Source organism: Streptomyces sp. NPDC048473 (genome assembly GCF_043200155.1).
Classification (GTDB): Bacteria; Actinomycetota; Actinomycetes; order Streptomycetales; family Streptomycetaceae; genus Streptomyces.
In genome coordinates this window covers 52,792-77,521 of the sequence record NZ_JBICXE010000028.1, presented here as the reverse complement: position 1 = coordinate 77,521, position 24,730 = coordinate 52,792, and the positions used below count along the sequence as shown (strand labels likewise).

The 24,730-nt window shown below is 68.6% G+C and carries 19 protein-coding genes and 5 tRNA genes; 15 read left to right on the top strand and 9 right to left on the bottom strand.

Translation table 11 applies throughout. The features are described 5' to 3' along the window. Nucleotides 1-52: 52 nt before the first annotated feature. Nucleotides 53-1,135: a Leu/Phe/Val dehydrogenase gene (locus ACGFU7_RS33460; protein WP_393700886.1), complete on the bottom strand. Its 1,083-nt coding sequence runs from the start codon at nt 1,133-1,135 to the stop codon at nt 53-55. A gap of 177 nt (nt 1,136-1,312) precedes the next feature. On the opposite strand from ACGFU7_RS33460, the gene ACGFU7_RS33455 reads away from it, so the two are divergent. Continuing rightward, on the top strand, nt 1,313-2,158 hold the full coding sequence (locus tag ACGFU7_RS33455) for a hypothetical protein (RefSeq protein WP_393700884.1): 846 nt from the start codon (nt 1,313-1,315) through the stop codon (nt 2,156-2,158). Between the two features lie 523 nt (nt 2,159-2,681). Further along, nucleotides 2,682-2,888 carry a developmental transcriptional regulator BldC gene (bldC, locus tag ACGFU7_RS33450; RefSeq protein WP_003949541.1) on the top strand — a complete coding sequence of 69 codons (207 nt, stop codon included), beginning with the start codon at nt 2,682-2,684 and terminating at the stop codon, nt 2,886-2,888. Between the two features lie 514 nt (nt 2,889-3,402). On the opposite strand, the gene ACGFU7_RS33445 is transcribed toward bldC, so the two are convergent. The 3 genes from ACGFU7_RS33445 to hrpA form a co-directional block, all read right to left on the bottom strand. After that, a complete protein-coding gene (locus ACGFU7_RS33445) occupies nt 3,403-3,645 on the bottom strand; it encodes a DUF6274 family protein (protein ID WP_393700882.1) in 243 nt (80 codons plus the stop codon). Between the two features lie 136 nt (nt 3,646-3,781). Next, nucleotides 3,782-3,856: transfer RNA gene (locus tag ACGFU7_RS33440), tRNA-Asp, on the bottom strand. 115 nt (nt 3,857-3,971) lie between these two features. Continuing rightward, the gene (hrpA, locus tag ACGFU7_RS33435) at nt 3,972-7,907 is read right to left on the bottom strand and encodes an ATP-dependent RNA helicase HrpA (protein ID WP_393700881.1); all 3,936 of its coding nucleotides are present in this window, start codon (nt 7,905-7,907) and stop codon (nt 3,972-3,974) included. 162 nt (nt 7,908-8,069) lie between these two features. On the opposite strand from hrpA, the gene ACGFU7_RS33430 reads away from it, so the two are divergent. Genes ACGFU7_RS33430 through ACGFU7_RS33420 form a run of 3 tightly spaced genes read left to right on the top strand, consistent with a single transcriptional unit; the run spans nt 8,070 to nt 10,219 of the window. Beyond that, nucleotides 8,070-8,513: a hypothetical protein gene (locus ACGFU7_RS33430; protein WP_393700879.1), complete on the top strand. Its 444-nt coding sequence runs from the start codon at nt 8,070-8,072 to the stop codon at nt 8,511-8,513. A 60-nt stretch (nt 8,514-8,573) separates the two neighbouring features. Next, complete coding sequence (locus tag ACGFU7_RS33425; RefSeq protein WP_393700877.1) at nt 8,574-9,374, top strand: DsbA family protein; 801 nt, start codon at nt 8,574-8,576, stop codon at nt 9,372-9,374. Continuing rightward, the gene (locus tag ACGFU7_RS33420) at nt 9,371-10,219 is read left to right on the top strand and encodes a cytochrome c biogenesis CcdA family protein (protein WP_393700875.1); all 849 of its coding nucleotides are present in this window, start codon (nt 9,371-9,373) and stop codon (nt 10,217-10,219) included. Before ACGFU7_RS33425 ends, ACGFU7_RS33420 begins: the two co-directional genes overlap by 4 nt. 38 nt (nt 10,220-10,257) lie before the next feature. On the opposite strand, the gene ACGFU7_RS33415 is transcribed toward ACGFU7_RS33420, so the two are convergent. The 3 genes from ACGFU7_RS33415 to ACGFU7_RS33405 all read right to left on the bottom strand — a co-directional run bounded on the left by ACGFU7_RS33415 (nt 10,258) and on the right by ACGFU7_RS33405 (nt 10,542). Beyond that, nucleotides 10,258-10,334, bottom strand: a tRNA-Phe gene (locus ACGFU7_RS33415). Nucleotides 10,335-10,356: 22 nt separating this feature from the next. After that, nucleotides 10,357-10,431, bottom strand: a tRNA-Asp gene (locus tag ACGFU7_RS33410). Between the two features lie 38 nt (nt 10,432-10,469). Beyond that, nucleotides 10,470-10,542: transfer RNA gene (locus tag ACGFU7_RS33405), tRNA-Glu, on the bottom strand. A 173-nt stretch (nt 10,543-10,715) separates the two neighbouring features. Between ACGFU7_RS33405 and ACGFU7_RS33400 the strand changes: the two genes are divergently transcribed. From ACGFU7_RS33400 to ACGFU7_RS33375, 6 genes are all read left to right on the top strand, one after another. Beyond that, nucleotides 10,716-11,066, top strand: a complete 351-nt coding sequence (locus ACGFU7_RS33400; protein ID WP_206433537.1) for a metallopeptidase family protein — start codon at nt 10,716-10,718, stop codon at nt 11,064-11,066. Between the two features lie 180 nt (nt 11,067-11,246). Further along, nucleotides 11,247-11,816 (top strand): hypothetical protein, encoded by a 570-nt coding sequence (locus tag ACGFU7_RS33395; protein ID WP_393700873.1) that lies wholly within the window; start codon nt 11,247-11,249, stop codon nt 11,814-11,816. 239 nt (nt 11,817-12,055) lie between these two features. Then, nucleotides 12,056-14,200: a DEAD/DEAH box helicase gene (locus tag ACGFU7_RS33390; RefSeq protein WP_393700872.1), complete on the top strand. Its 2,145-nt coding sequence runs from the start codon at nt 12,056-12,058 to the stop codon at nt 14,198-14,200. 279 nt (nt 14,201-14,479) lie between these two features. Next, nucleotides 14,480-16,033: an amino acid permease gene (locus ACGFU7_RS33385; protein ID WP_393700870.1), complete on the top strand. Its 1,554-nt coding sequence runs from the start codon at nt 14,480-14,482 to the stop codon at nt 16,031-16,033. A gap of 91 nt (nt 16,034-16,124) precedes the next feature. Continuing rightward, nucleotides 16,125-16,197, top strand: a tRNA-Lys gene (locus tag ACGFU7_RS33380). A 309-nt stretch (nt 16,198-16,506) separates the two neighbouring features. Beyond that, entirely contained in the window at nt 16,507-18,441 is a 1,935-nt protein-coding gene (locus ACGFU7_RS33375) for an ATP-dependent endonuclease (protein WP_393700869.1), read from the top strand. Here the strand turns inward: ACGFU7_RS33375 and xerC are convergent. Then, a complete protein-coding gene (xerC, locus tag ACGFU7_RS33370; protein ID WP_393700867.1) occupies nt 18,425-20,017 on the bottom strand; it encodes a tyrosine recombinase XerC in 1,593 nt (530 codons plus the stop codon). The genes ACGFU7_RS33375 and xerC overlap by 17 nt on opposite strands. Continuing rightward, on the bottom strand, nt 20,014-20,694 hold the full coding sequence (locus ACGFU7_RS33365) for a helix-turn-helix domain-containing protein (protein ID WP_393700865.1): 681 nt from the start codon (nt 20,692-20,694) through the stop codon (nt 20,014-20,016). The genes xerC and ACGFU7_RS33365 overlap by 4 nt, the downstream gene beginning before the upstream one ends. 94 nt (nt 20,695-20,788) lie before the next feature. Here ACGFU7_RS33365 and ACGFU7_RS33360 point away from each other — a divergent pair, with 94 nt between their 5' ends. The 4 genes from ACGFU7_RS33360 to ACGFU7_RS33345 all read left to right on the top strand — a co-directional run bounded on the left by ACGFU7_RS33360 (nt 20,789) and on the right by ACGFU7_RS33345 (nt 24,726). Next, nucleotides 20,789-21,019, top strand: coding sequence for a hypothetical protein (locus ACGFU7_RS33360; RefSeq protein ID WP_393700864.1), 231 nt, complete (start codon nt 20,789-20,791; stop codon nt 21,017-21,019). 233 nt (nt 21,020-21,252) lie between these two features. After that, nucleotides 21,253-22,566, top strand: coding sequence for a DUF3631 domain-containing protein (locus ACGFU7_RS33355; RefSeq protein ID WP_393700862.1), 1,314 nt, complete (start codon nt 21,253-21,255; stop codon nt 22,564-22,566). A 422-nt stretch (nt 22,567-22,988) separates the two neighbouring features. Beyond that, nucleotides 22,989-23,852 carry a DUF2637 domain-containing protein gene (locus ACGFU7_RS33350; RefSeq protein ID WP_393700860.1) on the top strand — a complete coding sequence of 288 codons (864 nt, stop codon included), beginning with the start codon at nt 22,989-22,991 and terminating at the stop codon, nt 23,850-23,852. A gap of 322 nt (nt 23,853-24,174) precedes the next feature. Beyond that, nucleotides 24,175-24,726 (top strand): MobC family plasmid mobilization relaxosome protein, encoded by a 552-nt coding sequence (locus ACGFU7_RS33345; RefSeq protein WP_393700858.1) that lies wholly within the window; start codon nt 24,175-24,177, stop codon nt 24,724-24,726. The last annotated feature ends 4 nt before the right edge of the window (nt 24,727-24,730 follow it).

The window sequence follows — 24,730 nt, the reverse complement described above, 5'->3', positions numbered from 1 at the left end:
CGGGTCGGCAGTCAGGAAGAGGCGAGGACGCCTGGTGGCGCCCCCGCTACCGTCAGCTACGGCGCGCTTCGGCCATTCGCTGTTCGGCGATCCGGTCGGCCGCGGCGGCCGGCGGAATGCCGTCATCCTTCGCACGTGCGAATATGGCGAGCGTGGTGTCGAAGATCTTCGATGCCTTGGCCTTGCACCGGTCGAAGTCGAACCCGTGCAGCTCGTCGGCGACCTGGATGACACCGCCCGCGTTCACCACGTAGTCGGGTGCGTACAGGATCGACCGGTCCGCGAGGTCCTTCTCGACGCCGGGGTGCGCGAGCTGGTTGTTGGCCGCGCCGCACACCACCTTTGCCGTGAGTACCGGAACGGAGCTGTCGTTCAGCGCGCCGCCGAGCGCGCACGGGGCGTAGATGTCGAGGCCCTCGGTACGGATCAGCGCCTCGGTGTCCGTGGCGACGGCGACCTCGGGGTGCTGATCGGTGATGCGGCGGACGGACTCCTCCCGTACATCCGTGATCACGACCTCCGCGCCGTCCGAGAGCAGATGCTCGACCAGGTGGTGACCGACCTTGCCGACCCCGGCGACCCCCACTTTTCGGCCACGCAGCGTCGGGTCGCCCCAGAGGTGCTGGGCGGAGGCCCGCATGCCCTGGAAGACGCCGAACGCGGTGAGGACCGAGGAGTCGCCGGCGCCACCGTTCTCGGGGGAGCGGCCGGTGGTCCAGCGGCACTCGCGGGCGACGACGTCCATGTCGGCGACATAGGTGCCGACGTCGCAGGCCGTCACGTAACGCCCGCCGAGCGAGGCCACGAACCGGCCGTAGGCCAGCAGCAGTTCCTCCGACTTGATCTTCTCGGGGTCCCCGATGATGACGGCCTTGCCGCCGCCGTGGTCGAGACCGGCCATGGCGTTCTTGTACGACATACCGCGCGACAGGTTCAGCGCATCCGCGACGGCCTCCTCCTCGGAGGCGTACGGATAGAAGCGGGTGCCGCCGAGGGCCGGGCCCAGAGCGGTGGAGTGGATGGCGATGACGGCCTTGAGGCCGCTGGCACGGTCCTGGCAGAGCACGACTTGCTCGTGGCCCCCCTGATCCGATTGGAACAGGGTGTGCAGGACGCCGTCGGTCACATCGGTCACTGTGGTGACTCCCAAGTACGAAGCGGCGGAAGAACCCTCCTGAAGGTGGGGAGGGCCGCGGACCGGCCGGCACGGCCGGTCCGACTGGGCAAGAGCGTAAGTCCTACGCGGACGTAGATCTGTTCCAGTGCCGAGGATCACCCCCCGGCGGAGTACGGGCATGACACGATTTGCTGCATGTCGGTGGTGTCTTCAGTGCTCGTCCCTTACGCGTCCTACCTCCGGGTGTACGAGCCGCTGGCCGCCTTCCCGGAGCCCGAACGCGCCCACTGGGCCCGTTACGCAGGGCGATCCCGTATCCCTACGGCCCAGGACGAACTACGCCGTTCGCTCGCCGACTTGGTGGCCACGCCGCCGGTCGGAGTGCCGGCACACGAGAGCGGGGACGCGTTTGTCGCCGAGGTGGACGGCGTGGTGTGCGTCTGCCCGTGGCGGACCAGGCTGCGCGGCTGGCTGGCGCTGGACGAGCTGATGGAGATGTTCCCCGGGCCGGTGCTGGACGCGGTGCTGCCGCCGGTGGTGCGCGGGCAGGCCGTCGCGGACCATGAGCGGTGGGCGGAGCGCAATCCGGACGCCAGGCCCTGGATCCTCACCTCGGTGTGGCAGGTCCCGGTGCGCTGGTTCGTGCTCTTCTCCGACGAGGAGCGGGAGTACGCGGAGGCGGGCGAGGGCGGTGAGCCGCCCGTGCTGCGCTACCGGACGCCGATGGTCCAGGCCCGGCGCCGGCTGGCCCGGGCACTGAAGACGCTGCGCGAGACCGTGGACGAAGGGCCGCTGACCGAGGGGCTCGTGGACGTGGGGCGCTGGCTGGAGGAGTTCCATCCGCGCGCACTGGTCGAGCTGGACTACGCGGGTCTGGTGCACGCACTGCCGGCGGAGCAGCTCGCGGGGGACCGCTCGGCCGCCGATGTGGCCGAGGGCATCACGGCGCTGCAGGCCGGCGACGCCGAAGGGGCGAGTGAGGCGTACGGGCGGCTGGCGGAGCGCTGGCGGGCGGTAAAGGATCGCCAATTCGCGAACTGACGGGACCTCATCCGCGTCTGAACCTGTGGCCCGTGTGGCACGTGAGGATGAAGAGGCGGAAGCGCACCCCAGTGGTCCTAGGACCTACGTCCCGAACCGGGCCTTTGCCTCAAGCGTGACGGATAGCACTAACGGGGCCCTTGCGCCCTTCCCCACTCCTCGTGCCAAAATAGGACAAGGAGTCCGGGGAGGGCTCCATCCGTCCAACTAAGGGCGGATTGCTCGGCATTGCACGCTATGGGGGGTCTGATGACTCCTGATCGCTCTGTGACTGATCGTCACGGTGGTGTGACTGTCCGCTATGGCATGGTCCATCGGCTTCCGTCGCTGATGAACACCTGGGAGGGCAATTCCATCGGTTTGGCCGACGTGGCTGGACGGATGGTGTAGTTGTAGTGCCGAGGACAAGCCGTTCGTCCTATAACCGACTCGGCCCGCGTCCGCCATTTCGGGCAACGTGGGTCAAGGTGCAGAATTTAGAGGAAAGAACCGAGATGGTTCGGTTCTCCCGAGGAGGCCGCTCATGACCGCTCGCACCCCTGATGCCGAGCCGCTGCTGACCCCGGCTGAGGTTGCCACGATGTTCCGCGTGGACCCGAAGACGGTTACCCGCTGGGCCAAGGCGGGCAAGCTCACGTCCATCCGCACGCTCGGTGGACATCGCCGGTACCGCGAGGCAGAGGTCCGCGCACTGCTTGCGGGTATTCCGCAGCAGCGCAGCGAGGCCTGACATACCCCTGTCGCCGCGCCACAACTGGGCTTCCGGGTCCCCCAACCCGTACAGGCCCACCCATAGCTCCAAATGACGGGCGCCCGCCCCAACGGGCGCCATACCTGTGCAATACGGGTGCGTCGTTCGATCGCGCTGGACTCCGCCGGGTCCAGCGCGATCTTTTTTGTGCTCCCACGACCCCGGATGCCTTCCCCGTCCCCGCCGCCCGGGGCGGCTCGGACGCCGCTGAAAACCGGGCGTCCGGTTGGCTCCGGCCGAGGTGCCGTGCGGGCTTGCGCGGGTCTGTGCGGGGCTGTTCCCGACCGCCCCGGGGAAGCCGGGCCGGGACGGTTCGGAAGGTCTCGTGGCACTCCCATCCGAGTGGTGCAATTGCACATATTAAATTCGCCAGTTGTAGGAAGGGAGTAAAGTCACCCCTTCTCAAAACTCATTCGGTGACTCCCGTCACACTGCATCAGTCTTGCCAAGTACGAGCCTGCCACCTTCAGGAAGCGGAATGCCTCGCCATTGGTCACCCTGGCGAGGGACTTTCGTCCTGGGTCCCCCGGCCTTCCTGGACGCCGTCCTGGCGCCCGGAGCGCAGGACCGGCGGCCGGGACGGGGAAGCGGTCCGGGAGGCCGTCACGGGCTCCATGGCGAGCCGCAGGAGCCGATGGCAGATCGGACAGTGGCGAGTGAGGTGGCGGTAGCCGGAAGCGGCAGCCAGATGGGCGCGCAGGAGCGCACGGGTCTCGTGCTCGGTGGACGCCGCCATACGCGCCACCTCCTGGTGGACCGCCGCCCCGCGTCGGGAACAGGGGCAGCCCCTGCTGTCTGAGTACCCGTCGGCGGTTGCCGGAGTCAAGACGCGCGAAAGCCCGGATCCAGAAGGATCCGGGCTTTCGTTACTGCGGTCCTGACGGGATTTGAACCCGCGGCCTCCACCTTGACAGGGTGGCGAGCACTCCAAGCTGCTCCACAGGACCAGGTTTTCGCGGCTACCTTGCGGCTGGCTGCGAAGACAGACTGTACAGCAGGTCAGAGGGTCCGGTCGACCTCACTGAAGGTGGTGGTCCCGTTACGGCTCCGACCGAAGCCGTCTCACGGGGCCGCCGCGTCGATCGCCTTCACGATCCGCTTGTCGGAGACGGGATAGGCCGTCCCCAGGGCGTGCGCGAAATAGCTGACCCGGAGCTCCTCGATCATCCAGCGGATGTCCAGGACCTCCTGCGGAACGGGCCTGCCCTGCGGCATCTGTTCGAGCAGCCAGGCGTACTCGTCCTGCATCTCGTGGACCTTCTCCATGCGCGTGGTGTCGCGCTGGACGGCCGTCGGCATCTGCTGGAGCCGGCGGTCCACGGCGACCAGATAGCGCATCAGGTCGGGCAGCCTGCGCAGCCCGGTCGCGGTGACGAAGCCCGGCGGTACGAGGGCTGCGAGCTGGTCCCGTGCATCGGTGACGTTGTTGACCAGGACGAGGCTGTTGGTGGCCTTCAGGCGCCGCTCGCAGGCCTGCCAGGCGGCCAGCACCTGCTGCACCTGCTTGACCGTGTGCTCGGTCAGCGCGACGAGGTCGGCGCGCACCTTGTCGTACAGCTTGCGGAACGACTCCTCGTCCCAGGCCGGGCCGCCGTGCGCGCCGATCAGCCGGTCGGCGGCCGCCGTCGCGCAGTCCTCGAAGAGCGCCTGGATGGAGCCGTGCGGATTGCGGGACAGGGCCAGCTTCTGCTGGTTCGTCAGCTTGTCCGAGGCGAACTTCGCCGGGTTCACCGGGATGTTCAGCAGGATCAGCTTCCGGGTGCCGCGCCACATCGCCTGCTGCTGCTCGGCCTCGGTGTCGAAGAGCCGTACGGCGACTGTCTCACCCTGATCGACGAGAGCCGGGTACGCCTTGACCGGCTGGCCGGCCCGCCTGGTCTCGAAGATCCGGTTCAGCGTGCCGATCGTCCAGTCCGTGAGGCCCGAACGCTCGATGGACTCGCCCGAGGGCCCCGCGGTGGCTGCGGCGGCCTGGGAGAGGGCCTGACGGGCCTTGGGCCGCAGCTGGAGCTTCAGCGCCTCCAGGTCCTTGTCCTCGGCCACCTTGCGGCGCCGCTCGTCGACGATCCGGAAAGTGATCTTCAGGTGGTCCGGGATGCGGGTCAGGTCGAAGTCGTCGGCGTCGACCGGGACGCCGACCATGCGCTGGAGCTCCCGGGCCAGCGTGAGCGGCAGCGGCTCCTGGAGGGGGACCGCCCGGTCCAGGAACTTGCCCGCGTAGTTCGGCGCGGGGACGTAGTGCCTGCGGATCGGCTTGGGCAGCGAGCGGATCAGCTCGGTGACCACTTCCTCGCGCAGGCCCGGGATCTGCCAGTCGAAGCCCTCGGCGGTGACCTGGTTGAGCACCTGGAGCGGAACGTGGACGGTCACACCGTCGGCGTCCGCGCCGGGCTCGAACTGGTACGTCACCTTGAACTTGAGCTTCCCCTGCCGCCAGGAGTCCGGGTAGTCGTCCTTGGTGACCGCCCCGGCCTTCTCGTTGATGAGCATCGAGCGCTCGAAGTCCAGCGCGTCCGGCTCGTCGCGGCGCTTGTGCTTCCACCAGGAGTCGAAGTGCGCCCCGGAGACCACGTGCTCGGGGATGCGCTGGTCGTAGAAGTCGAAGAGCGTCTCGTCGTCCACGAGGATGTCGCGGCGCCGGGCGCGGTGCTCAAGCTCCTCGACCTCGCCGAGGAGCTTGCGGTTGTCGTGGAAGAACTGATGGTGCGTCCGCCAGTCGCCCTCGACCAGGGCGTTGCGGATGAACAGATCGCGGGAGGCCTCGGCGTCGATACGGCCGAAATTGATCTTGCGCTGGGCGACGATCGGTACGCCGTACAGCGTGACCCGCTCGTACGCCATCACCGCCGCCTGGTCCTTCTCCCAGTGCGGCTCGCTGTAGGTGCGCTTCAGCAGATGCTGGGCCAGCGGCTCGATCCACTCCGGCTCGACCTTGGCGTTGACCCGCGCCCACAGCCGGGACGTCTCGACCAGCTCGGCCGACATCACGAACCGCGGCTGCTTCTTGAAGAGCGCCGATCCGGGGAAGATCGCGAACTTGGCGCTGCGGGCACCCAGGTACTCGTTCTTCTCGGTGTCCTTCAGCCCGATGTGCGAGAGCAGCCCGGCCAGCAGCGAGGTATGCACCGACTGCTCGGGCGCGTCCTCTTCGTTGAGATGGATGCCCATCTGCTTGGCGACCGTACGCAGCTGCGAGTAGATGTCCTGCCATTCGCGGATGCGCAGGAAGTTCAGATACTCCTGCTTGCACATCCGGCGGAAGCTGGACGAGCCGCGCTCCTTCTGCTGCTCACGGATGTACCGCCACAGATTGAGGAACGCCAGGAAGTCGGAGGTCTCGTCCTTGAAGCGGGCGTGCTGCTGATCGGCCTGTGTCTGCTTGTCCGAGGGCCGCTCGCGCGGGTCCTGGATGGAGAGCGCGGCCGCGATCACCATGACCTCGCGGGCACAGCCGTTGCGCTCGGCCTCGATGACCATGCGGGCCAGGCGCGGGTCGACGGGCAGCTGCGAGAGCTTCCGCCCGAGCTGGGTCAGCCGTTGCCCCTTCTTCCCCTCCTGGGGGGACTTCTCCTCCAGGTCGAGTGCGCCGAGCTCCTGGAGGAGCTGGATGCCGTCGCGGATGTTTCGGTGGTCCGGCGGGTCGATGAAGGGGAACTTCTCGATGTCGCCGAGGCCGGCCGCGGTCATCTGGAGGATGACGGAGGCCAGGTTCGTACGCAGGATCTCGGGGTCGGTGAACTCCGGACGGGTCAGGAAGTCGTCCTCGGAGTACAGCCGGATGCAGATGCCGTCCGACGTACGGCCGCAGCGGCCCTTGCGCTGGTTGGCGCTGGCCTGCGAGATCCGCTCGATCGGCAGGCGCTGGACCTTGGTGCGGTGGCTGTAGCGGGAGATCCGGGCGTTGCCCGGGTCGATCACGTACTTGATGCCGGGGACGGTCAGCGAGGTCTCGGCGACGTTCGTCGCCAGAACGATCCTGCGGCCGGTGTGGCGCTGGAACACCCGGTGCTGCTCGGCGTGCGACAGGCGCGCGTAGAGGGGGAGCACCTCGGTGTGGCGGAGGTTCTTCTTGTTCAGCGCGTCCGCGGTGTCGCGGATCTCGCGCTCGCCGGAGAGGAAGACCAGGACATCGCCGGGCCCCTCCGACTGGAGCTCGTCGACGGCGTCGCAGATCGCGGTGATCTGGTCGCGGTCGGAGTCCTCGCCCTCTTCCTCCAGGAGTGGCCGATAGCGCACCTCGACCGGATACGTACGCCCGCTGACCTCGACGATCGGCGCCTCGCCGAAGTGGCGCGCGAACCGCTCGGGGTCGATCGTCGCCGAGGTGATGACGACCTTCAGATCCGGGCGCTTGGGCAGCAGCCTGGCCAGGTAGCCGAGCAGGAAGTCGATGTTCAGCGACCGCTCGTGGGCCTCGTCGATGATGATCGTGTCGTAGGCGTGCAGCTCGCGGTCCGTCTGGATCTCGGCGAGCAGGATGCCGTCCGTCATCAGCTTGACGAACGTCGCGTCGGGGTTCACCTGGTCGGTGAAGCGGACCTTCCAGCCGACGGCCTCGCCCAGCGGGGTCTTCAGCTCCTCGGCGACGCGCTCGGCGACCGTACGGGCCGCGATCCGGCGCGGCTGGGTGTGCCCGATCATGCCCCGGACACCGCGCCCCAGCTCCATACAGATCTTCGGGATCTGCGTGGTCTTGCCGGAGCCGGTCTCCCCGGCGACGATCACGACCTGGTTGTCGCGTATCGCCTCCAGGATCTCGTCCTTCTTCTGACTGACCGGGAGCTGTTCCGGGTATGACAGGGCGGGCATCCGCGTGGCACGCAGTGCGAGCCGCTCGGCTGCCTTTCCGGCCTCGGTGGCGATCTCGTCCAGCACGGACTGCCGGGCCTCGGGCTTACGGATGCGGCGCGCCCCTTCGAGACGGCGGCCGAGCCGGTGCGCATCGCGGAGCGAGAGCTGTCCGAGCCGGTACTGGAGATCAGCGAAGGAAGTAGACATACGGAGCCCAGGATCTCACCCGGGCCCGAAGAACGGCGAACGTATTTCGTGCGGTCCGGGTCACCACATGGGCACTGCGCGGAGGCGCGGGGTCACAGCACGTACCATTTCGGGCAGCTGACCACCCGTTGCCCCTGTCCCTGTTCGGAAAGGCCGGTCGCCGTGTCCCGTACACAGTGGTGCTGCCTGATGGCGGTGCTCGCGGTCGTACTGGGGCTGTTCTGCGGGCCGGCGACGGCTGTCGCGGGTGATGCGGGACGTACGGCTGTCGCGGCTGCTGAGGCCGGCGCCGGAAGGGTGGCCGCTTCGGAGAGCCCCGTCCCGGCCGTCGTCCCGGCCGTCGTCCCGGCCGTCGTCCCGGCCGTCGTCCCGGCCGTGGACCGGCACGGGGCCCCGGGGTGCGGCAAGAGCCGGAAGCACGAGGACGGCGAGCCCGCTCTGCCGGGCCGGGCCCGTGCGGCGCACGACCAGGCGCCCGGCCTCGCCGAGTGGGGCCTGCCCGCCGCCATCGGACAGGGGCCGGTCCGCCCGCCCGTACGGATAAAGCTGCGCGGTCCCGCGGCTGCCGCGCCCACTCCGGTCGAGCTCTCCGTACTGAGGGTGTAGACGGCCGCTCTCCCACCGGCTGTCCCTCTTCCCTCCCGCATCATCAGCACGGAGTCCCGCATGCCCAAGCCCACGTCCTCGCGTACACCGTCATCCAGGAAGCCGCTGATCTACGGCTCCGGAGTTGTCCTCGCCGCCGCCCTGCTCGGCTTCGTCTCCTACCGGGCCACCGCCCCCGACCACTCGGGTTCTTCCTCTTCCTCCTCGTCGGTCGCCGAGGTCACCGCGGACCCGGACGCCGGCGTCTATCCGGAGCTGGCGAAGCTCGCCCGGCGCGACGCCGGTGACAAGCTCGCGCAGGGCCGGGTGGACGCGCCCGTCGTCCTCATCGAGTACGCCGACTTCAAGTGCGGCTACTGCGGCAAATTCGCCCGCGACACCGAACCGGCCCTGGTGAAGAAGTACGTCGACAACGGCACCCTGCGCATCGAGTGGCGCAACTTCCCGATCTTCGGCGCCGAGTCCGAGGCCGCGGCCCGCGCCGCCTGGGCCGCCGGGCAGCAGGGCCGCTTCTGGCAGTTCCACCGTGCCGCGTACGCCGAGGGAGTCAAGGAGAAGGGGTTCGGCAAGGACCGGCTGAAGGTGCTCGCCCAGCAGGCCGGGGTCGCGGACCTCGACCGGTTCGCGCGCGACGCCGACAGCGCCGCCGCCTCCGCCGCTGTGGGCAAGGACCAGAAACAGGGGTACGGGATCGGCGCGACCTCCACCCCGTCGTTCCTGATCAACGGCCGCCCGATCGCCGGAGCCCAGCCGATGGAGACCTTCACCCAGGTCATCGAGGAGGCGGCCGAGAAGGCCCGCAACACCGAGGACGCCAAGAGCGGCAAGGACACCGAAGGCGCCGAGGGCAGCGCGAAATGACGGCTGACATCGGCTACTTCGCGGCCCTCCTCGGCGGGCTGCTCGCCCTGGTCAGCCCGTGCAGCGCGCTGCTGCTGCCCGCCTTCTTCGCGTACTCCATCGACTCCACCTCGCGGCTCCTGGCCCGGACCGGCATCTTCTACGCCGGTCTGGCCACCACTCTCGTCCCACTCGGCGCCGCGGGCTCGTACGCCGGACGGCTCTTCTACAGCCACCGTGACGCGCTCGTCCTCGGCGCCGGGTGGCTGATCATCGTGCTCGGCCTCGCGCAGATCGTGGGTCTGGGCTTCGCCTCGCGACGGATCGCCGCCCTCAGCGGCCGGATCCGCCCGACCACCGCCGTATCGGTCTATGCGCTGGGCGCCGTATACGGACTGGCCGGTTTCTGCGCGGGCCCGATCCTCGGCAGCGTCCTCACTGTGGCGGCGGTCAGCGGCAGCCCGGTCTACGGCGGACTGCTGCTCGCCGTCTACGCCCTGGGCATGGCGGTCCCGCTCTTTCTGCTCGCGTTGCTCTGGGAACGCTTCGACCTGGGCCGGCGGGCCTGGCTGCGGGGCCGCACCTTCCGGCTCGGCCGTTTCGAGCTGCACACCACGACGCTGCTGTCGGGGCTCTTCTTCATCGGTCTCGGCGCGTTGTTCCTCGCGTACGACGGGACGACGGCGCTGCCCGGACTGCTGGACGTGGACGAGTCGTTCGCCGTCGAGCAGTGGGCCCAGCGCATCGGAGAGCATGTGCCGGATGCGATGGCGCTGGTGGCCGTGGTCGCCGTGGTGCTGCTGGTGCTGGCGGTACGGGCGTGGCGCGGCCGGGGCGTGAACTCGGCGGACCGGGAAGAGGCCTGATACGACGAAGGCCCCGTCCAGTGGACGGGGCCTTCGGGTGGTGGCTGGGGCCGGGATCGAACCGGCGACCTATCGCTTTTCAGGCGATCGCTCGTACCAACTGAGCTACCCAGCCACGCAGCTCACAAGGGCTGCAGCGGTCCTGACGGGATTTGAACCCGCGGCCTCCACCTTGACAGGGTGGCGAGCACTCCAAACTGCTCCACAGGACCAAGCAATGTGCGAGACAAGTCTCGCACATGTTAAAGCGTGCCCCCAACGGGATTCGAACCCGTGCTACCGCCTTGAAAGGGCGGCGTCCTGGGCCACTAGACGATGAGGGCTAAGGGCCCACCTGCGCGCTTTCCAGCGCGTCGGGGACGTCAGAAGCATATGGGATGGCAGCGGCTATCGCCAAAACGGTTTACGGCGAGGTCGTGGGAGGGGTGGCGCAGCGGCCCCGGCCCAGGTGGTTCGGTCCGGGGCGCGCCGGGCGGCCGTACGGGACAATGACGGGGTGCTGGAGATGACGCGCGAAGAGTTCGAAGAACTGGTCGCCGAGGCGCTGGACCGGATCCCGCCGGAGCTGACGCGGCTGATGGACAACGTTGCGGTGTTTGTCGAGGACGAACCGGACCCGGGCGATCCGGAGCTGCTCGGGCTCTACGAGGGCACGCCGCTGACCGATCGCGGCGAGTGGTACGCGGGGGTGCTGCCGGACCGGATCACCATCTACCGCGGGCCGACGCTGCGGATGTGCGAGTCGCGCGAGGACGTCGTCGCCGAGACCGAGATCACGGTCGTCCATGAGATCGCCCACCACTTCGGCATCGATGACGCGAGGCTGCACGCGCTCGGCTACGGGTGAGCGCAACGAGCGCCGTGCGAGTGCTGTGAGCGCGGTGCGGGTGGCGCGCAGGAGGCGTGCGGGAGGTGTGCGGGCCGGGCGTGGGGCGTGTCCCCGGCGGGGCAACGGGAGTTGGGCACGACGCCCCCCGCTTTTCCCGTACCGCTCCGCCCCCTCTTCGTACCTCCGGAGGTGCCTCCCGTGCGCCAGTTGTCCGCCCCCGTCCGATGGGCGGCCGTCATCGCAGTGACGGTCGCCGCGTCCACAGGCTGCATGAGCGTCGGCGACGACGGAGCGAAACCGGCGCCGTCGCCGTCGTCCGGGCCGAAGGGGAGCGCGGCCGGGCCGGACGGCGGCACCGTGGCGGGCACGGGCGGCGCCCGTACCGGTGGTGGCCGTGCCGAGGCGCATTCCGAACGGGAGGCGGCCGAATCTCCGGAGCCGAGCGGCTCCGTCGGCCCTTCGGGCCCGCCCGGCGGCGTACGCCCCGGCGTGAAGCCGGGTGGTCCGGGGTCGATAGGAGATGGCGGGCTGCCGGTGCCCTCGGTCTCGCAGCCGGCGCCCGGGGTGCCGCAGCAGCCCGAATCCCCGCCGCCGTCCGGGCCGGCCTCCCCCGAGCCGCCCGCCTCCCCGGAGCCGGAGCCCTCGGAACCGTCGCCGCAGTCGTCCGCCTCGTCGGCGGCTCGGCTCCGCAACGACGCGATGAGTGCGCCCAGCGAGCCGGCGTCGCTGCGGACGCCGGACGTTTCACCGCAGGTGGGACCGGTGTAGCAGGGGGTCGGGGGAGGGTGGTTTGCGCAATGTGGGGGTGAGTGCGTATGGTAGTAGATCGTTTGATCCCATTGCCCGGCGCCGAAACAGAAGCGCGCCGTGTGGCGCGTACTCTCCCTTGCCGTGGCTGGACCGCATTGAGGCGGTCGAAATTGCGAATCACGGAGTTACGGGCGCGTGCCGAGACTCCGGAAGGTTTCGCATTTCGCATGTCAATTTCCAGTTCTGACCACACCGTCATGCCCGAGAACATCGAGAACGACGAGATCGTCGAGGCCGCAGAGGCCGTCGTCGCCGAGTCCGCCGACGCTATCGAGGCCGACGCCCCCCAGGCCGAGCAGGCCGAGCAGGCCGACATCGACTCCGCCGTCGACGCGGACGATGCAGACGACGCGGACGACGCGGACGACGCCGAGCCGACCATCACCTTCGCCGACCTGGGCCTGCCCGAGGGCATCGTCCGCAAGCTCGCGCAGAACGGTGTGACCGCGCCCTTCCCGATCCAGGCCGCGACCATTCCGGACGCCCTGGCCGGCAAGGACATCCTCGGCCGTGGCCGTACCGGCTCCGGCAAGACCCTCTCCTTCGGTCTGCCGACCCTGGCCACGCTGGCCGGCGGCCACACCGAGAAGAAGAAGCCCCGCGCGGTCATCCTCACCCCGACCCGTGAGCTCGCGATGCAGGTTGCGGACGCGCTTCAGCCGTACGGCGACGTTCTCGGCCTGAAGATGAAGGTCGTCTGCGGCGGTACGTCGATGGGCAACCAGATCTACGCGCTGGAGCGCGGTGTCGACGTCCTCGTCGCCACCCCGGGCCGGCTGCGCGACATCATCAACCGGGGCGCCTGTTCCCTGGAGAACATCCAGGTCGCCGTACTCGACGAGGCCGACCAGATGTCCGACCTGGGCTTCCTGCCCGAGGTCACCGAGCTGCTCGACCAGATCCCCGGTGGCGGTCAGCGGATGCTCTTCTCCGCCACCATGGAGAACGAGATCGGCACGCTGGTCAAGCGCTACCTCACCAACCCGGTCAGCCACGAGGTCGACAGCGCCCAGGGCAACGTCTCGACCATGTCGCACCACGTCCTCGTCGTGAAGCCGAAGGACAAGGCGCCGGTCACCTCCGCCATCGCCGCCCGCAAGGGCCGCACGATCATCTTCGTCCGCACCCAGCTGGGCGCGGACCGCATCGCCGAGCAGCTCATCGAGGCGGGCGTGAAGGCGGACGCGCTGCACGGCGGCATGACGCAGGGCGCCCGTACCCGCGTTCTTGAGGACTTCAAGAAGGGTTACGTCAATGCGCTGGTCGCGACCGACGTCGCCGCCCGCGGTATCCACGTCGACGGCATCGACCTGGTCCTGAACGTGGACCCGGCCGGTGACCACAAGGACTACCTGCACCGCTCGGGCCGTACCGCCCGTGCCGGCAAGTCCGGTGTCGTCGTCTCGCTGGCGCTGCCGCACCAGCGCCGTCAGATCTTCCGCCTCATGGAGGACGCGGGCGTCGACGCCTCCCGCCACATCGTGCAGGGCGCGGGCGTCTTCGAGCCGGAGGTCGCCGAGATCACCGGCGCCCGTTCCCTGACCGAGGTCCAGGCCGACTCCGCGAACAACTCCGCCAAGCAGGCGGAGCGCGAGGTCGCCGACCTGACCAAGCAGCTGGAGCGCGTCCAGCGCCGCGCCGGTGAGCTGCGCGAGGAGGCCGACCGCCTGGTCGCCCGTGCCGCGCGCGAGCGGGGCGACGACCCCGAGGTCGCGGTGGCCGAGGCCGCCGCCGAGGCGGAGGCCGCGATCGAGGCCGCCGTCTCCGTGCCGGAGCAGCCCGCCGCCCGTGACGACCGTCGCGACGACCGCGGCAACTTCGACCGCCGGGACAACCGCGGTGGCGACCGCGGCGGCGACCGTGGCGGCTACCGCGGTGGCAACGACCGTCGTGACGACCGCGGTGGCGACCGTGGTGGTTTCCAGCGTCGTGACGACCGTTCGTCGGGTGGCTTCCGCTCCGGTGGCAGCGACCGTCCGTCGTTCAACCGTGACCGTCGTGACGACCGTCCGTCGGGCGGCTTCCGCTCCGGTGGCGGCGACCGTCGTGACGACCGTGGTGGCCGTTCCTTCGAGCGCCGCGACAACGACCGTCCGTCGTTCAACCGCGACCGTCGTGACGACCGTCCGTCGGGCGGCTTCCGCTCCGGTGGCAGCGACCGTCCGTTCAACCGCGACCGTCGTGACGACCGTCCCTCCGGCGGCTTCCGCTCCGGTGGCAGCGACCGTCCGACCGGCCGCCGCGACGACCACCGTGGCACCGGCACCGGCACCAACACCGGCACCAACACCGGTTCCTTCGGCCGCCGCGACGACAAGCCGCGCTGGAAGCGCAACGGCTGAACGCGCTGAAGCAGACCTGCTGAAGGTCTGCTGAAGTTCTTCGGAAAGCGGGCCCGCTCTTTACGAGTGGGCCCGCTTTTCTTTTCGCTTCCTCGAGGGCGGCGACGGCAAGGGGCCGTTCGACCCGGCACGGACTTCGTGAGGTGGGGCCGGCGGCCGTTCGGCGCGCGCAGTCCGTATACAGCTTTCGCGCCGGGCTGCATGGCGCTGCCGTAGGGCGTTGTATTTGGGTCAGGATCCGGCACATGCCATGCCCCCGGTGGGGGAATCGCTCGGGGCATGACAATCAACTCCCCAGTGCCACCGGCGAGTTCATCCGGATCCGATGAAGCGAGGCTCGCCGAACTCGGATACACCCAGGTTCTCGCCCGCCGCATGTCGGCATTCTCCAACTACGCCGTCTCGTTCACGATCATCTCGGTGCTCTCCGGCTGTCTCACGCTCTACCTCTTCGGCATGAATACGGGCGGCCCCGCCGTCATCACCTGGGGCTGGGTCGGTGTCGGCCTGATGACGCTGTTCGTCGGCCTGGCGATGGCCGAGATCTGTTCGGCGTACCCGACCTCCGCCGGCCTCTACTTCTGGGCCCACCGGCTGGCCCCGCCGCGCTCGGCGGCGGCCTGGGCCTGGTTCACGGGCTGGTTCAACGTCCTCGGCCAGGTCGCCGTCACGGCCGGGATCGACTTCGGGGCGGCGTCCTTCCTGGGCGCGTATCTGAACCTCCAGTTCGACTTCGAGATCACGCCCACCCGTACGATCCTGCTCTTCGCAGCGATCCTGCTGCTGCACGGTCTGCTCAACACCTTCGGCGTTCGCATCGTCGCGATCCTGAACAGCGTGAGCGTGTGGTGGCACGTCCTCGGGGTCGCCGTCATCGTCGGCGCCCTGACCTTCGTACCGGACACGCATCAGTCGGCGTCGTTCGTCTTCACCGAGTTCGTGAACAACACCGGCTGGGGCAGCGGCTTCTATGTCGTGATGATCGGCCTGCTGATGGCCCAGTACACCTTCACGGGCTACGACGCCTCCGCTCATATGACGGAGGAGACCCACGACGCGGCCACGGCCGGCCCGCGCGGCATCGTCCAGTCGATCTGGACCTCCTGGATCGCCGGCTTCGTGCTTCTCCTCGGCTTCACGTTCGCAATCCAGTCGTACGACGGAGCGCTGAACTCCCCGACCGGCGCCCCGCCCGCCCAGATCCTCCTGGACGCCCTCGGCGCCACCACCGGCAAGCTCCTGCTGCTGGTCGTGATCGGCGCCCAGCTCTTCTGCGGCATGGCGTCCGTGACCGCCAACAGCCGCATGATCTACGCGTTCTCCCGGGACGGCGCACTCCCGTTCTCCCGCGTCTGGCACACGGTCAGCCCCCGCACCCGCACCCCCGTCGCCGCGGTCTGGCTCGCCGCCCTCGGCGCCCTGGCCCTGGGCCTTCCGTACCTGATCAACGTCACGGCGTACGCGGCGGTGACCTCGATCGCCGTGATCGGCCTGTACATCGCCTACGTCATCCCCACCCTGCTCCGCCTGCTCCGGGGCGACGACTTCACCCCGGGCCCCTGGCACCTGGGCCGCTGGTCCCGCCCGATCGGCGTCGTCGCGGTGGCCTGGGTCGTGATCATCACGGTGCTCTTCATGCTGCCGCAGGTCTCGCCGGTCACCTGGGAGACGTTCAACTACGCCCCCATCGCGGTCCTGGTCGTCCTCGGCTTCGCCGCAACGTGGTGGCTGGCCTCCGCCCGCCACTGGTTCCTCAACCCGAATCACCAACGCAACGCCACCCCCGACGAACCCCACGGAATCTCCGCCGACGCCCCGGTGAAACCCCACTGATGCCCCCTGATCCCACCGCGACGGGGCCCGGCAACCGATACCCGATCGGCGGCCGGGCCCCGGCGGGCTATGCTCAGGGGTGATTCGCCGGGGGCCGTTAGCTCAATTGGCAGAGCAGCGGACTTTTAATCCGTTGGTTGTGGGTTCGAGTCCCACACGGCCTACGCGATGCAGGGAGGGGAACCCACTCTGACCTGCTACTTAGCGCCCCGACCGGCTACCGCCGGTCGGGGCGCTTCGTCGTACCTGGGCGCGTGCGTGAGCGATGCGTGAGCGGATGGCCTGGCAGAAGGCGCGACGGACGCGGCTCTGAGAGCTCGCGGTACCAGAGCAGCGGCAGGTTGTGTTGCTGGTCTCGGGCGGCAGGCCGGATTCCGGAAAACCGCTCATCTCGTACCGAGTCGGCTGCTAGCGTGATGATCATCACCTAGGGGATCACTCGCCCCATCCGGAACCTCATGCTCAGGACGATCGTGAAGATCAAGCGCGCGCGCATTGAGAACTTTTGCTGTCTGCACAACGTGGATGTCTCCTTCGAAGAGATCACTTCCTTTATCGGGCCGACCGGTGTCGGTAAGTCCACCGTGCTGCGTGCACTCGATTGGTTCTTCAACGGCGAAAGGTCGCTCGCGCTGAGTGACGACGACGTCCACTCGGCGGCGAAGGGCGGCCGCATCGTCGTCGAGGTGGAGTTCGATGGGCTAACTGCCCACGACCGGGAAGTCCTCGGGCGATACGCACCTGACGGGGCCGAGAGCGTGAGCGTTTGGCGGACCTGGCAGAACGGCGAGGACAAAATCACCGGCAAGGCGCTCGCGTACCGCCCGTTCGAGGAGGTGCGGAAGTGTGAGAAAGCTACCGACCTTCGCAGCGCGTACGACGAGCTGCGTGAGGGAGATACCAGCCTGGATTTGCCGAAGGTCGGGAGCAAGGACAAAGCGCTCGAGGCCATGCGGACTTGGGAGCTGGCCCACCGGGAGCAGCTCACCGAGTCGGAGGTCGAGGACACCCACTTCTTCGGCTTCGCAGGGCAGAGCAAGCTGGGTCAGCTGATCGACTTCGTTTTCGTCTCCGCGGACCTTCGGGCCTACGAGGAGGCGGACGATCAGAAGACCACAGCGCTCGGTCGAATTTTGGACCACGCCGTGGATCGGACAGAGGCGAATGAGCGGCTTGGCGAGATTGAGGAGGGTGCCCATCTAGCCCGGCAGGAGGTACACACGAAGGTGTACGGCCCAGTGCTGGATGACATCTCGGCCGCATTGTCCTCGGAGGTTGCGAAGTTCACCACGGGACGTCAGGTGGTGGTGACTCCCACCGTCCATGCACCGAAGCCGGCCCGGACCACTTTCCAGGTGAGCATCCGCGACGGCGCAGCAGAGACCTCAGTCCACCGGCAGGGTCATGGCTTCCAGCGAGCTTTGATCATCGCCGCACTGAAGTACCTGGCTGATCGTCGGCGCCCGGAGGGCGACACGCGAACGTTGTGCTTGGCAATCGAGGAGCCCGAGCTCTTCCAGCATCCGCCGCAGGCACGGACCTTCGCGAAGGTGCTGCGCGAGCTGGTGGCCACTTCCCCTGCGGGGCGAACTCAGGTTATGTACGCCACCCATAGTCCCGTTTTCCTCGATCCGGCGGGTTACCACCAGATCCGCCGTCTGTGCCGTGCCGTCGGCGAGGCGCATCCCGTCACCGAGGTGCGTCAGGCGTCTCAGGACGACCTGTGTCGAGCTCTCGACGGACTGATCGATGCGAACACTGTTAAGAGCCGGACGGTCGGCAGGCTGACTGGGGTATTCGCTGAGGGCTTCTTCGCCCACGCGGTGGTGCTGGTTGAGGGCAAGGGGGACGAGGGGGTGATCGTGGGTTGCGCGGAGCGGGCTGGTATCAACCTCGGAGCGGAGGGCATCAGCGTCGTCGAGGTGACCGGTAAGGACAACCTGATGATTTCCGACGTGCTCTTCAGGACGCTGGGCGTGCCCTGCCACGTGGTGTTTGACGGGGATGCAGGTAGAGCGGAGCGCAGGCGGCAGTCGACGGAACACCTGATCCCGGAGCAGCAGCGGCGAGAGAAGGATTTGGAGTACGAGCGCGAGGCGCGGCGAACTCGACAGAAGAACGCCGATCTCCTGCGATACCTCGGGACCACGCCCGCCCCCCAGCCGCTGGATGAGACCACCGCCAGGTACACGGTTTTCGAGGAGAACCTGGAAAGCTACCTTGGGCAGCACTGGCCGGCCTGGGACCTGCGGCGGAGAGAGCTGGTGCGCTCGGGCGAGGGCGTCGATGGAAAAAACGCGGCGACCTATCTGGAGACGACGCGCACTGTGGCGACGAACCCGCCGTTCCTTCTCCACGCCATGCTGGAGAACGTCACGAGTCTCGGCAGGACTACGGTGATGGCGTAACCGTAGAATCTCCCTGCCCTACTTTCCTTGGCGCGTCATTCCGTACGCGAGCTTCGCCGTTCACCGCCGTCCGTCGGTTGGCGCGAGGAATCAGCGCGGCGGCGGCTTCTGCGGCAGCCTTGTCGACCTCGGGCAGCAGGCTCGTGTACGTGTCAGAGGTCAGCGTGATCGTGGAGTGGCGCAGCGTCTCCTTGATCGTGTGCAGATCGCCGCCCCCGCCATGGGTGAGAGTGGCCGCGACGTGGCGCAGATCGCGCAGAGTGATGGGCGGCAGATCCGTGGTGGCGAGGATGCGCCTGAACGTCTCGGAGACCGTCTCCGGGTGCAGCCAGGAGCCGTCTTCGCGAGTGAAGACCTTGCCCGTCTCGTTCCAGGCGTCGCCCCACTCCTCCCGAGCGCTCAGCATGGCCGTGTGGTGCTCTCGCAGGAGGGCGACATTGACGCTGTCCAGGGCGATCGTGCCAGCGCTGCCGTCCGTCTTGGGGGCGGACTCGTACGGATCCCAGCCGTCGACCACGATCTCTTTGGCCGGTGTGATGAGGCCGGCGTCCAGGTCGACGTCCGTCCAGTTCTGGCCGACGGCCTCGCCCCTGCGAAGACCACGGGTACCCACGAGGTGGAAGAGCACGTAGAGCCGGTCGGATTCGGCTGCGTCCAGGAACGTTCCGAACTGAGCCGGCGTCCAGACCATCACTGGCGAAGGCAGCTCACTCGTGGCACGCCAGCGCTCCACTCGCTGTGCAGTCCAGAGGAGCGGCTTCGGGCGCTTGCCGGACTCCAGCTCGACGTGGGAGGCCGGGTTGAAGGTGATGAACTGCTGCGCGATCGCCGCGTTCAGGGCAGCTCGCAGTGTGCGCCGGATGCTCTGCTGCGTGGCTGGGCCGGTGATCTTCCGGAACGGCTTCATCTCGGCGAGCTTCGCCCGTTCGACGGCGAGCAGTGCCCGTTCGGCTGCGACGGGACGGCCGGGCCTGCTGGGCTTGCACCTGGCGATCTGCTCGCGCCGTTCCAGGTTCTCCGCCTGGATCACCTCGTTGGCGTCGGCTATGCCGTCGTACATCTCCACGAGGTGGCCGACGTTGAGACGGTCGAGGCGGACATGGCCGATGCGGGGCTTCAGGTGGACGCGGATGTGAGAGGCGTACCCGTTGAGTGTCGTCTTCCGTGACTTCTTCGCAGCAAGCCACTGATCAAGCCACTCACCCATCGTGCGCCGTCCGATCAGGTCCAAGCCCGCCCTGAAGCGCCTGCGGGTGTCCTCGATGTCGGGTAGGGGAGCTTTCTCGTCGGCGACCTGTTCGAGCAACTCCGCGATCCGGTCCAGGTCGTGATCATCGTCCGAGTCCGCGACGGCGATGAGGGCTCGTACGTGGTCCAGATCGATCTGCGCGGCCTTCAACGTCTCGTAGCCGGCGCGGTTGAAGGATCGGCGGGTGCCGTCGGCTCGGGGTGGGAGCTCCTGGCGTATGGAGTAGGAGCCATGCTTGCGGCTGGTGAGCTTGGGGCACTTCTTGCCGAGCGGCTTGCCGGTCTCGGCGTCGCGGCAGTAGCAGCGGCGGTGGGTGGATCCCTTCAAGGGCGTTCCTCCGTGGTGGTATCGGGGGCCCATTCGGGCGGGTCGACGTCGTGGAGTGCGGATGGGAGGTCGGGCGGGACGGCTCCGTCGTCGAGGAGGTCTCGGCGGAGGTAGCGGAGCTTGTACTTCGCGGAGACGGCCCGGTCGGCGTAGTCGGTCCGCTTGCGTTCGGCTTCTTCCTGTTGAGCCCGGCTGGTTGCCGCCCTGACGGCGAACCGTGCCTGCTCTTCTTCGTCGAGCGCAGCCAGGGCAGTGCCCACGAGGCTGGCGTGCACCTCGAAGTCGGGCACCAGGCCGGCATCGAGCCCCGGCACGTCCTGCTCGCCGGTGAAGCGCCGCAGGGCGTCCCAGGTCGGCACGAGTTGCTCGAAGGGGAGTTCCTGGGTCTGTTCGACGTAGCCGACCGGGAAGATGAGGCAGGCCGGGTACGTCTCCAGGGCAGCGGCCAGGACCAGGACGTCCACCAGCGGCAGACCGGCCCGGCGGCCGGACTCCATGTTGGCGATCACGTTGCGCGGGATCGGGTGCCCGAGCTGCTCGCACCGGTCGGCCAGTTCCTGCGCGCTCCACCCCATCTCCTTTCGTCTGCGGCGGACTTCACCGGCCACGTTCGCCTGGACCCGGTCCACCCACTCCGGGAAGTCGTCCGCTTCATCATCCACACGGTGTTGTGTCATGCAGACACATTAGCTTGAGGATCCTGGTTGGTAGGCGCCTGGAGCTGGACGTGATGACCGCGTTCGCCGACGGCTGTACCGAAAGGGATGGCGCATGCGCGAGAACGCCACGGAGGGGTCGTCGAAGGGGATGAGCCGTGAGGATCTATTGGCCCTGCCAGTGACCGTTGACCTCGAAACCAGCAACCGTGCCCTGGGGCTCGGGCGGAGCAAGGGTTATGAGCTGGCGAAGCGCGGTCAGTACCCGTGCAAGGTCCTGCGGCTGGGCAGCGCTTATCGGGTCGTGACCGCGGATCTGCTGATCCTGTTGGGCCTGGCCGCATGAGAGGGCGGGAGCGTAGCAGAAGATTCTGCGCTGAGCTGACACAGAAACGCTGGACTGTGGACGGGCGTGACCGTACTGTCCGTGGTCCCTCGCGGTACCCCAGTGCCTGCGGGAAGGGGGAGAGCCCCCGGCGGTGCAACGCCGGAGGCTCCATAGCTCCCCAGCGATCCGATGAGAACCGACCCGGCGGGATGGGCTGGCGAGCCCGCGACCGCCAGACGAGGAGCTGCCCAGTGGAACCCGAGAACCCCAAGGACTATTCCGAGCCCGCCAAGGTGAGCTGGCCCACGACCGCCATCCCTGGCCGGCCTGGTGCCCACCTGTGCGCCGCGCAGCCCGTGGACGCCAATCTGGTCCTGACCGGCGATGCGCCTGCCCATGGCGCCGCTGAGGCGCCGGCGCCGAGCGGGCTGGAAGGCATACCTGATGCGGAGTCGACGCAGGGCTCCGTGCTTCTGGATGAACTGCACTCGCAGATAGCCCAGTTCGTGATCCCGCCATCACTGGAGGCGCTGGATGCGATCACCTTGTGGGTGGTGGCCACGCACCTGCAGCCCGCCTGGCAGCACGCGCCGCGTCTGGCGGTGGTGGGGCCGGCCAAGCGGTGCGGCAAGTCGCGGCTCCTGGACGTGCTGACCGAGACGGTGCACGAGCCGATGCTGACGATCAACACCACGCCTGCGGCGATCTTCCGCTCGATCACCGAGGAGGAGCCGCCAACGCTTCTGGTGGACGAGGCGGACACCATTTTCGGTACGCCGAAGCAGGCGGAGCGGAACGAGGAGACGCGTGGCCTGCTCAACGCCGGTCACCAGCGAGGGCGTTACGTGACTCGGGTCGTCGGTAACGACCACACCCCGCACAAGTTCGCCACCTTCGCCATGGCGGCCATCGCGGGGATCGGCGACCTGCCCGACACGGTCATGGACCGGTCGGTCGTGATCCGGATGCGTCGCCGGGCCGAGGGGGAGAAGGTGAAGCCCTTCCGCTCCCGCCGTGACATCCCTGCCCTGCACGATCTGCGCGACCGAATCAACGCGTGGGCCAGGCCGCTTCTGGAGGAGGCCGCAATCCTTGAGCCAGATATGCCGGTCGAGGACCGCGCCGCCGACACCTGGGAGCCCTTGGTGATCGTCGCCGAGCTGGCCGGTGGTTCCTGGCCGCGCCGGGCCCGGGTGGCGTGCGCGCGTATGGTCACCGCCGAAGTGGCGGCCGAGGAGGACCACCCCGGTGGCGCGCGGATCCTCGCCGACATCCGCCGGATCTTCGCCGCTCAGAGGGAGGTGGACAGTCTGTCCACCGAGGAACTCCTCCACCACCTGCGCCAGGACCCCGAAGGCCCGTGGGCGGAGTGGGGACGCGGCGGGCTGAACGCCCGTGATCTGGGCAGGCTACTGCGGGACTTCGACGTCAGGCCGGGCAACGTCCGGATGGCCGACGGAACGCAGCGCAAGGGCTACACGCGCAACAAGTTCCTCGACAGCTGGCGGCGGTACTGCCCCACCGTCCACCCCGTCGGCACCCGCCCCGCCCCCGACAGGGGCTGAGGCCCGCCGCCCTGGTTGCCGTCCCTGCCGTCCCTGCCGTGATCTCGCAGGTCAAACGGCCTGAACCCGAGACGGCGACCGGGGCCAAGACGGCAACGCGATCACGACCACCGGCGTGGCCGCCCAAGACGCTGTCCGGATCCGTCTTGCACCGTCTCTCGCGTCCTAGCCGTATCAGTGCAGGTCACAGCCCTGGCCGGTGAGACGGAAGACGCAATGCCGTCGTCCCTACTCGGGACACGGCCACTCCGGGCCGGGCTCAGGCGCGGCGAATTGCCTCAGCCCTGTTGCGACAGAGCTGAAGACGCTGGCTGCACCCGCCGAGACGGATAGCCGGAGCTACTGCCGTACCTGCCCTGACCTGCACTTGCAACGGCCAAGACGCCAAAGACGAACCACACCACCACCCCAGGAGCACCCGCTTGTCCACCCCTCCCATTTCACCCCCGCATCACCAGCCGCCGGATGACCGGACGGGCGAAGGACGGCCGGCAGCGTCCCGGGGTGCTGCCGAGCGCTACGCGCTCATCGCGGCCGGCATCGTCATCGTCGCCCTGACCGCCGGAGCGTTCTGTCTTTCCTACGCGCACCTGGCCGATGTCGCCGGGCAGCACGGGCTGGGAGGTTCACCGGTCCGCCGCTGGGCGTGGCCCGCCACCCTGGACGCGTTCATCGTCGCGGGCGAGCTGCTCATGCTCCGGGCGGGCCTGCGCAGGGTGACGGACCGATGGGCCGTCGCCGTGACCGCCATCGGCTCAGTCGGCTCCATCGCTCTGAACGTGGCCGGGGTCAGCGGCACACGCGATACCGGCGACGTCCCGTTCCTCGACTACGTGGTGGCCGCGGTTCCCCCGGCAGCCGCGATGGTGGCCTTCGCCGTACTGATGCGGCAAATCCACCAGCTCGTGGACCGGCACCCGGTCGCAGGTTCCGGGCAGGTGTCGAAGACATCGGTCACCACACCTCTCGGATCCGCCGGAATGCCGGCCGAACTCAACGGGCTCACGGAGCAACCGGTCGCCGTGTCCGCTGGGTCGCCGGAACGTCCTGCGGAGGTTGCGGAGAGCAAGTCTCGTGGTGGCCGTCCGCCTGGCGCACCGCTCGGGGAACTCGTGGAGATCGGCAGGGCTGCTGGTGCTGAGCAGGGAAAACTCACCCGGGCCACTGTCCGGAAGGCAGTTGAGGACAAGGGCCTTCCGATTTCCAGTGAGCGGCTAACCGAGGTGATGAACGTCCTCCGGAACGAACTCACAGCCTCTGCCGAAAGCGGTCCAGCCAGCGGCTGACCAGGAACCTGCCGGGTGACCGGAACCCGTTCCGGTCACCCGGCCAAGCCGGTCATTGCTGGCTCATCCACACCTGTGGACAGGTCTGTGTGACCACCCGCAGCTCACGGGCCCTCCCGAGAACCCGCCTACCGTCCCGCCTCCGTCTGGAGAACCGCTCATGACGCACGATCCGCACCACCCCAAGGAGCCGATACCACTGACGAAGTCGCCTACGCTGACGGAACGTGTGCGGCAGGCATTCGGACGGGCTGCTCCTGGCGGAGCCAGTAGTACCCCGAGTCCGACTCGTGGCCGGTCTTCGGGGGTTTCCGCCCCGGGGGTGGCGGAGACGGCCCGGCGCCAGGGGGCGCCGGACCAGGTGGTCGGGATCGAGGGCGGCCCCGACCCGGACACGCTTCACGCCGCCCAGCAAGCGATCCTGCGACCGATGCGGACCGACGCCCCCGCCGTCAGCGAGCCCGTCGTGCAGAGCGTCCAGCCGACGATCCGCCGGTTCACCGGCGACAAGCGCATCAAGCGCGTCGGCCCGCTGCGCTTCACCGACGACGAGCACACCGGTCTGCGCGAGGCCGCAGTCGAGCACGGCTACAAGGGGGGATCCGGCTTTGCCGCCGACGTTGTCCTTGCCTTCCTCGACGGCCGCTTCACCGGCAACCTCCCCCTGTCCGAGGACCGGCGCCGTACCCACATGTTCCGTGCCCAGGTCCTGCGCGCCCTCAACCGCGTCGGCGTCAACGTCAACCAGATCGCCCGCGCGCTCAACAGCGACTACACCCCGCCCGACATCCGTCACCGCCTCGACGAACTCCACCACCTGCTCACCCTGATCGCCGAGGCCCTGCGTCGGCCCACCGACCCGAGGGAGGTCTGATCCG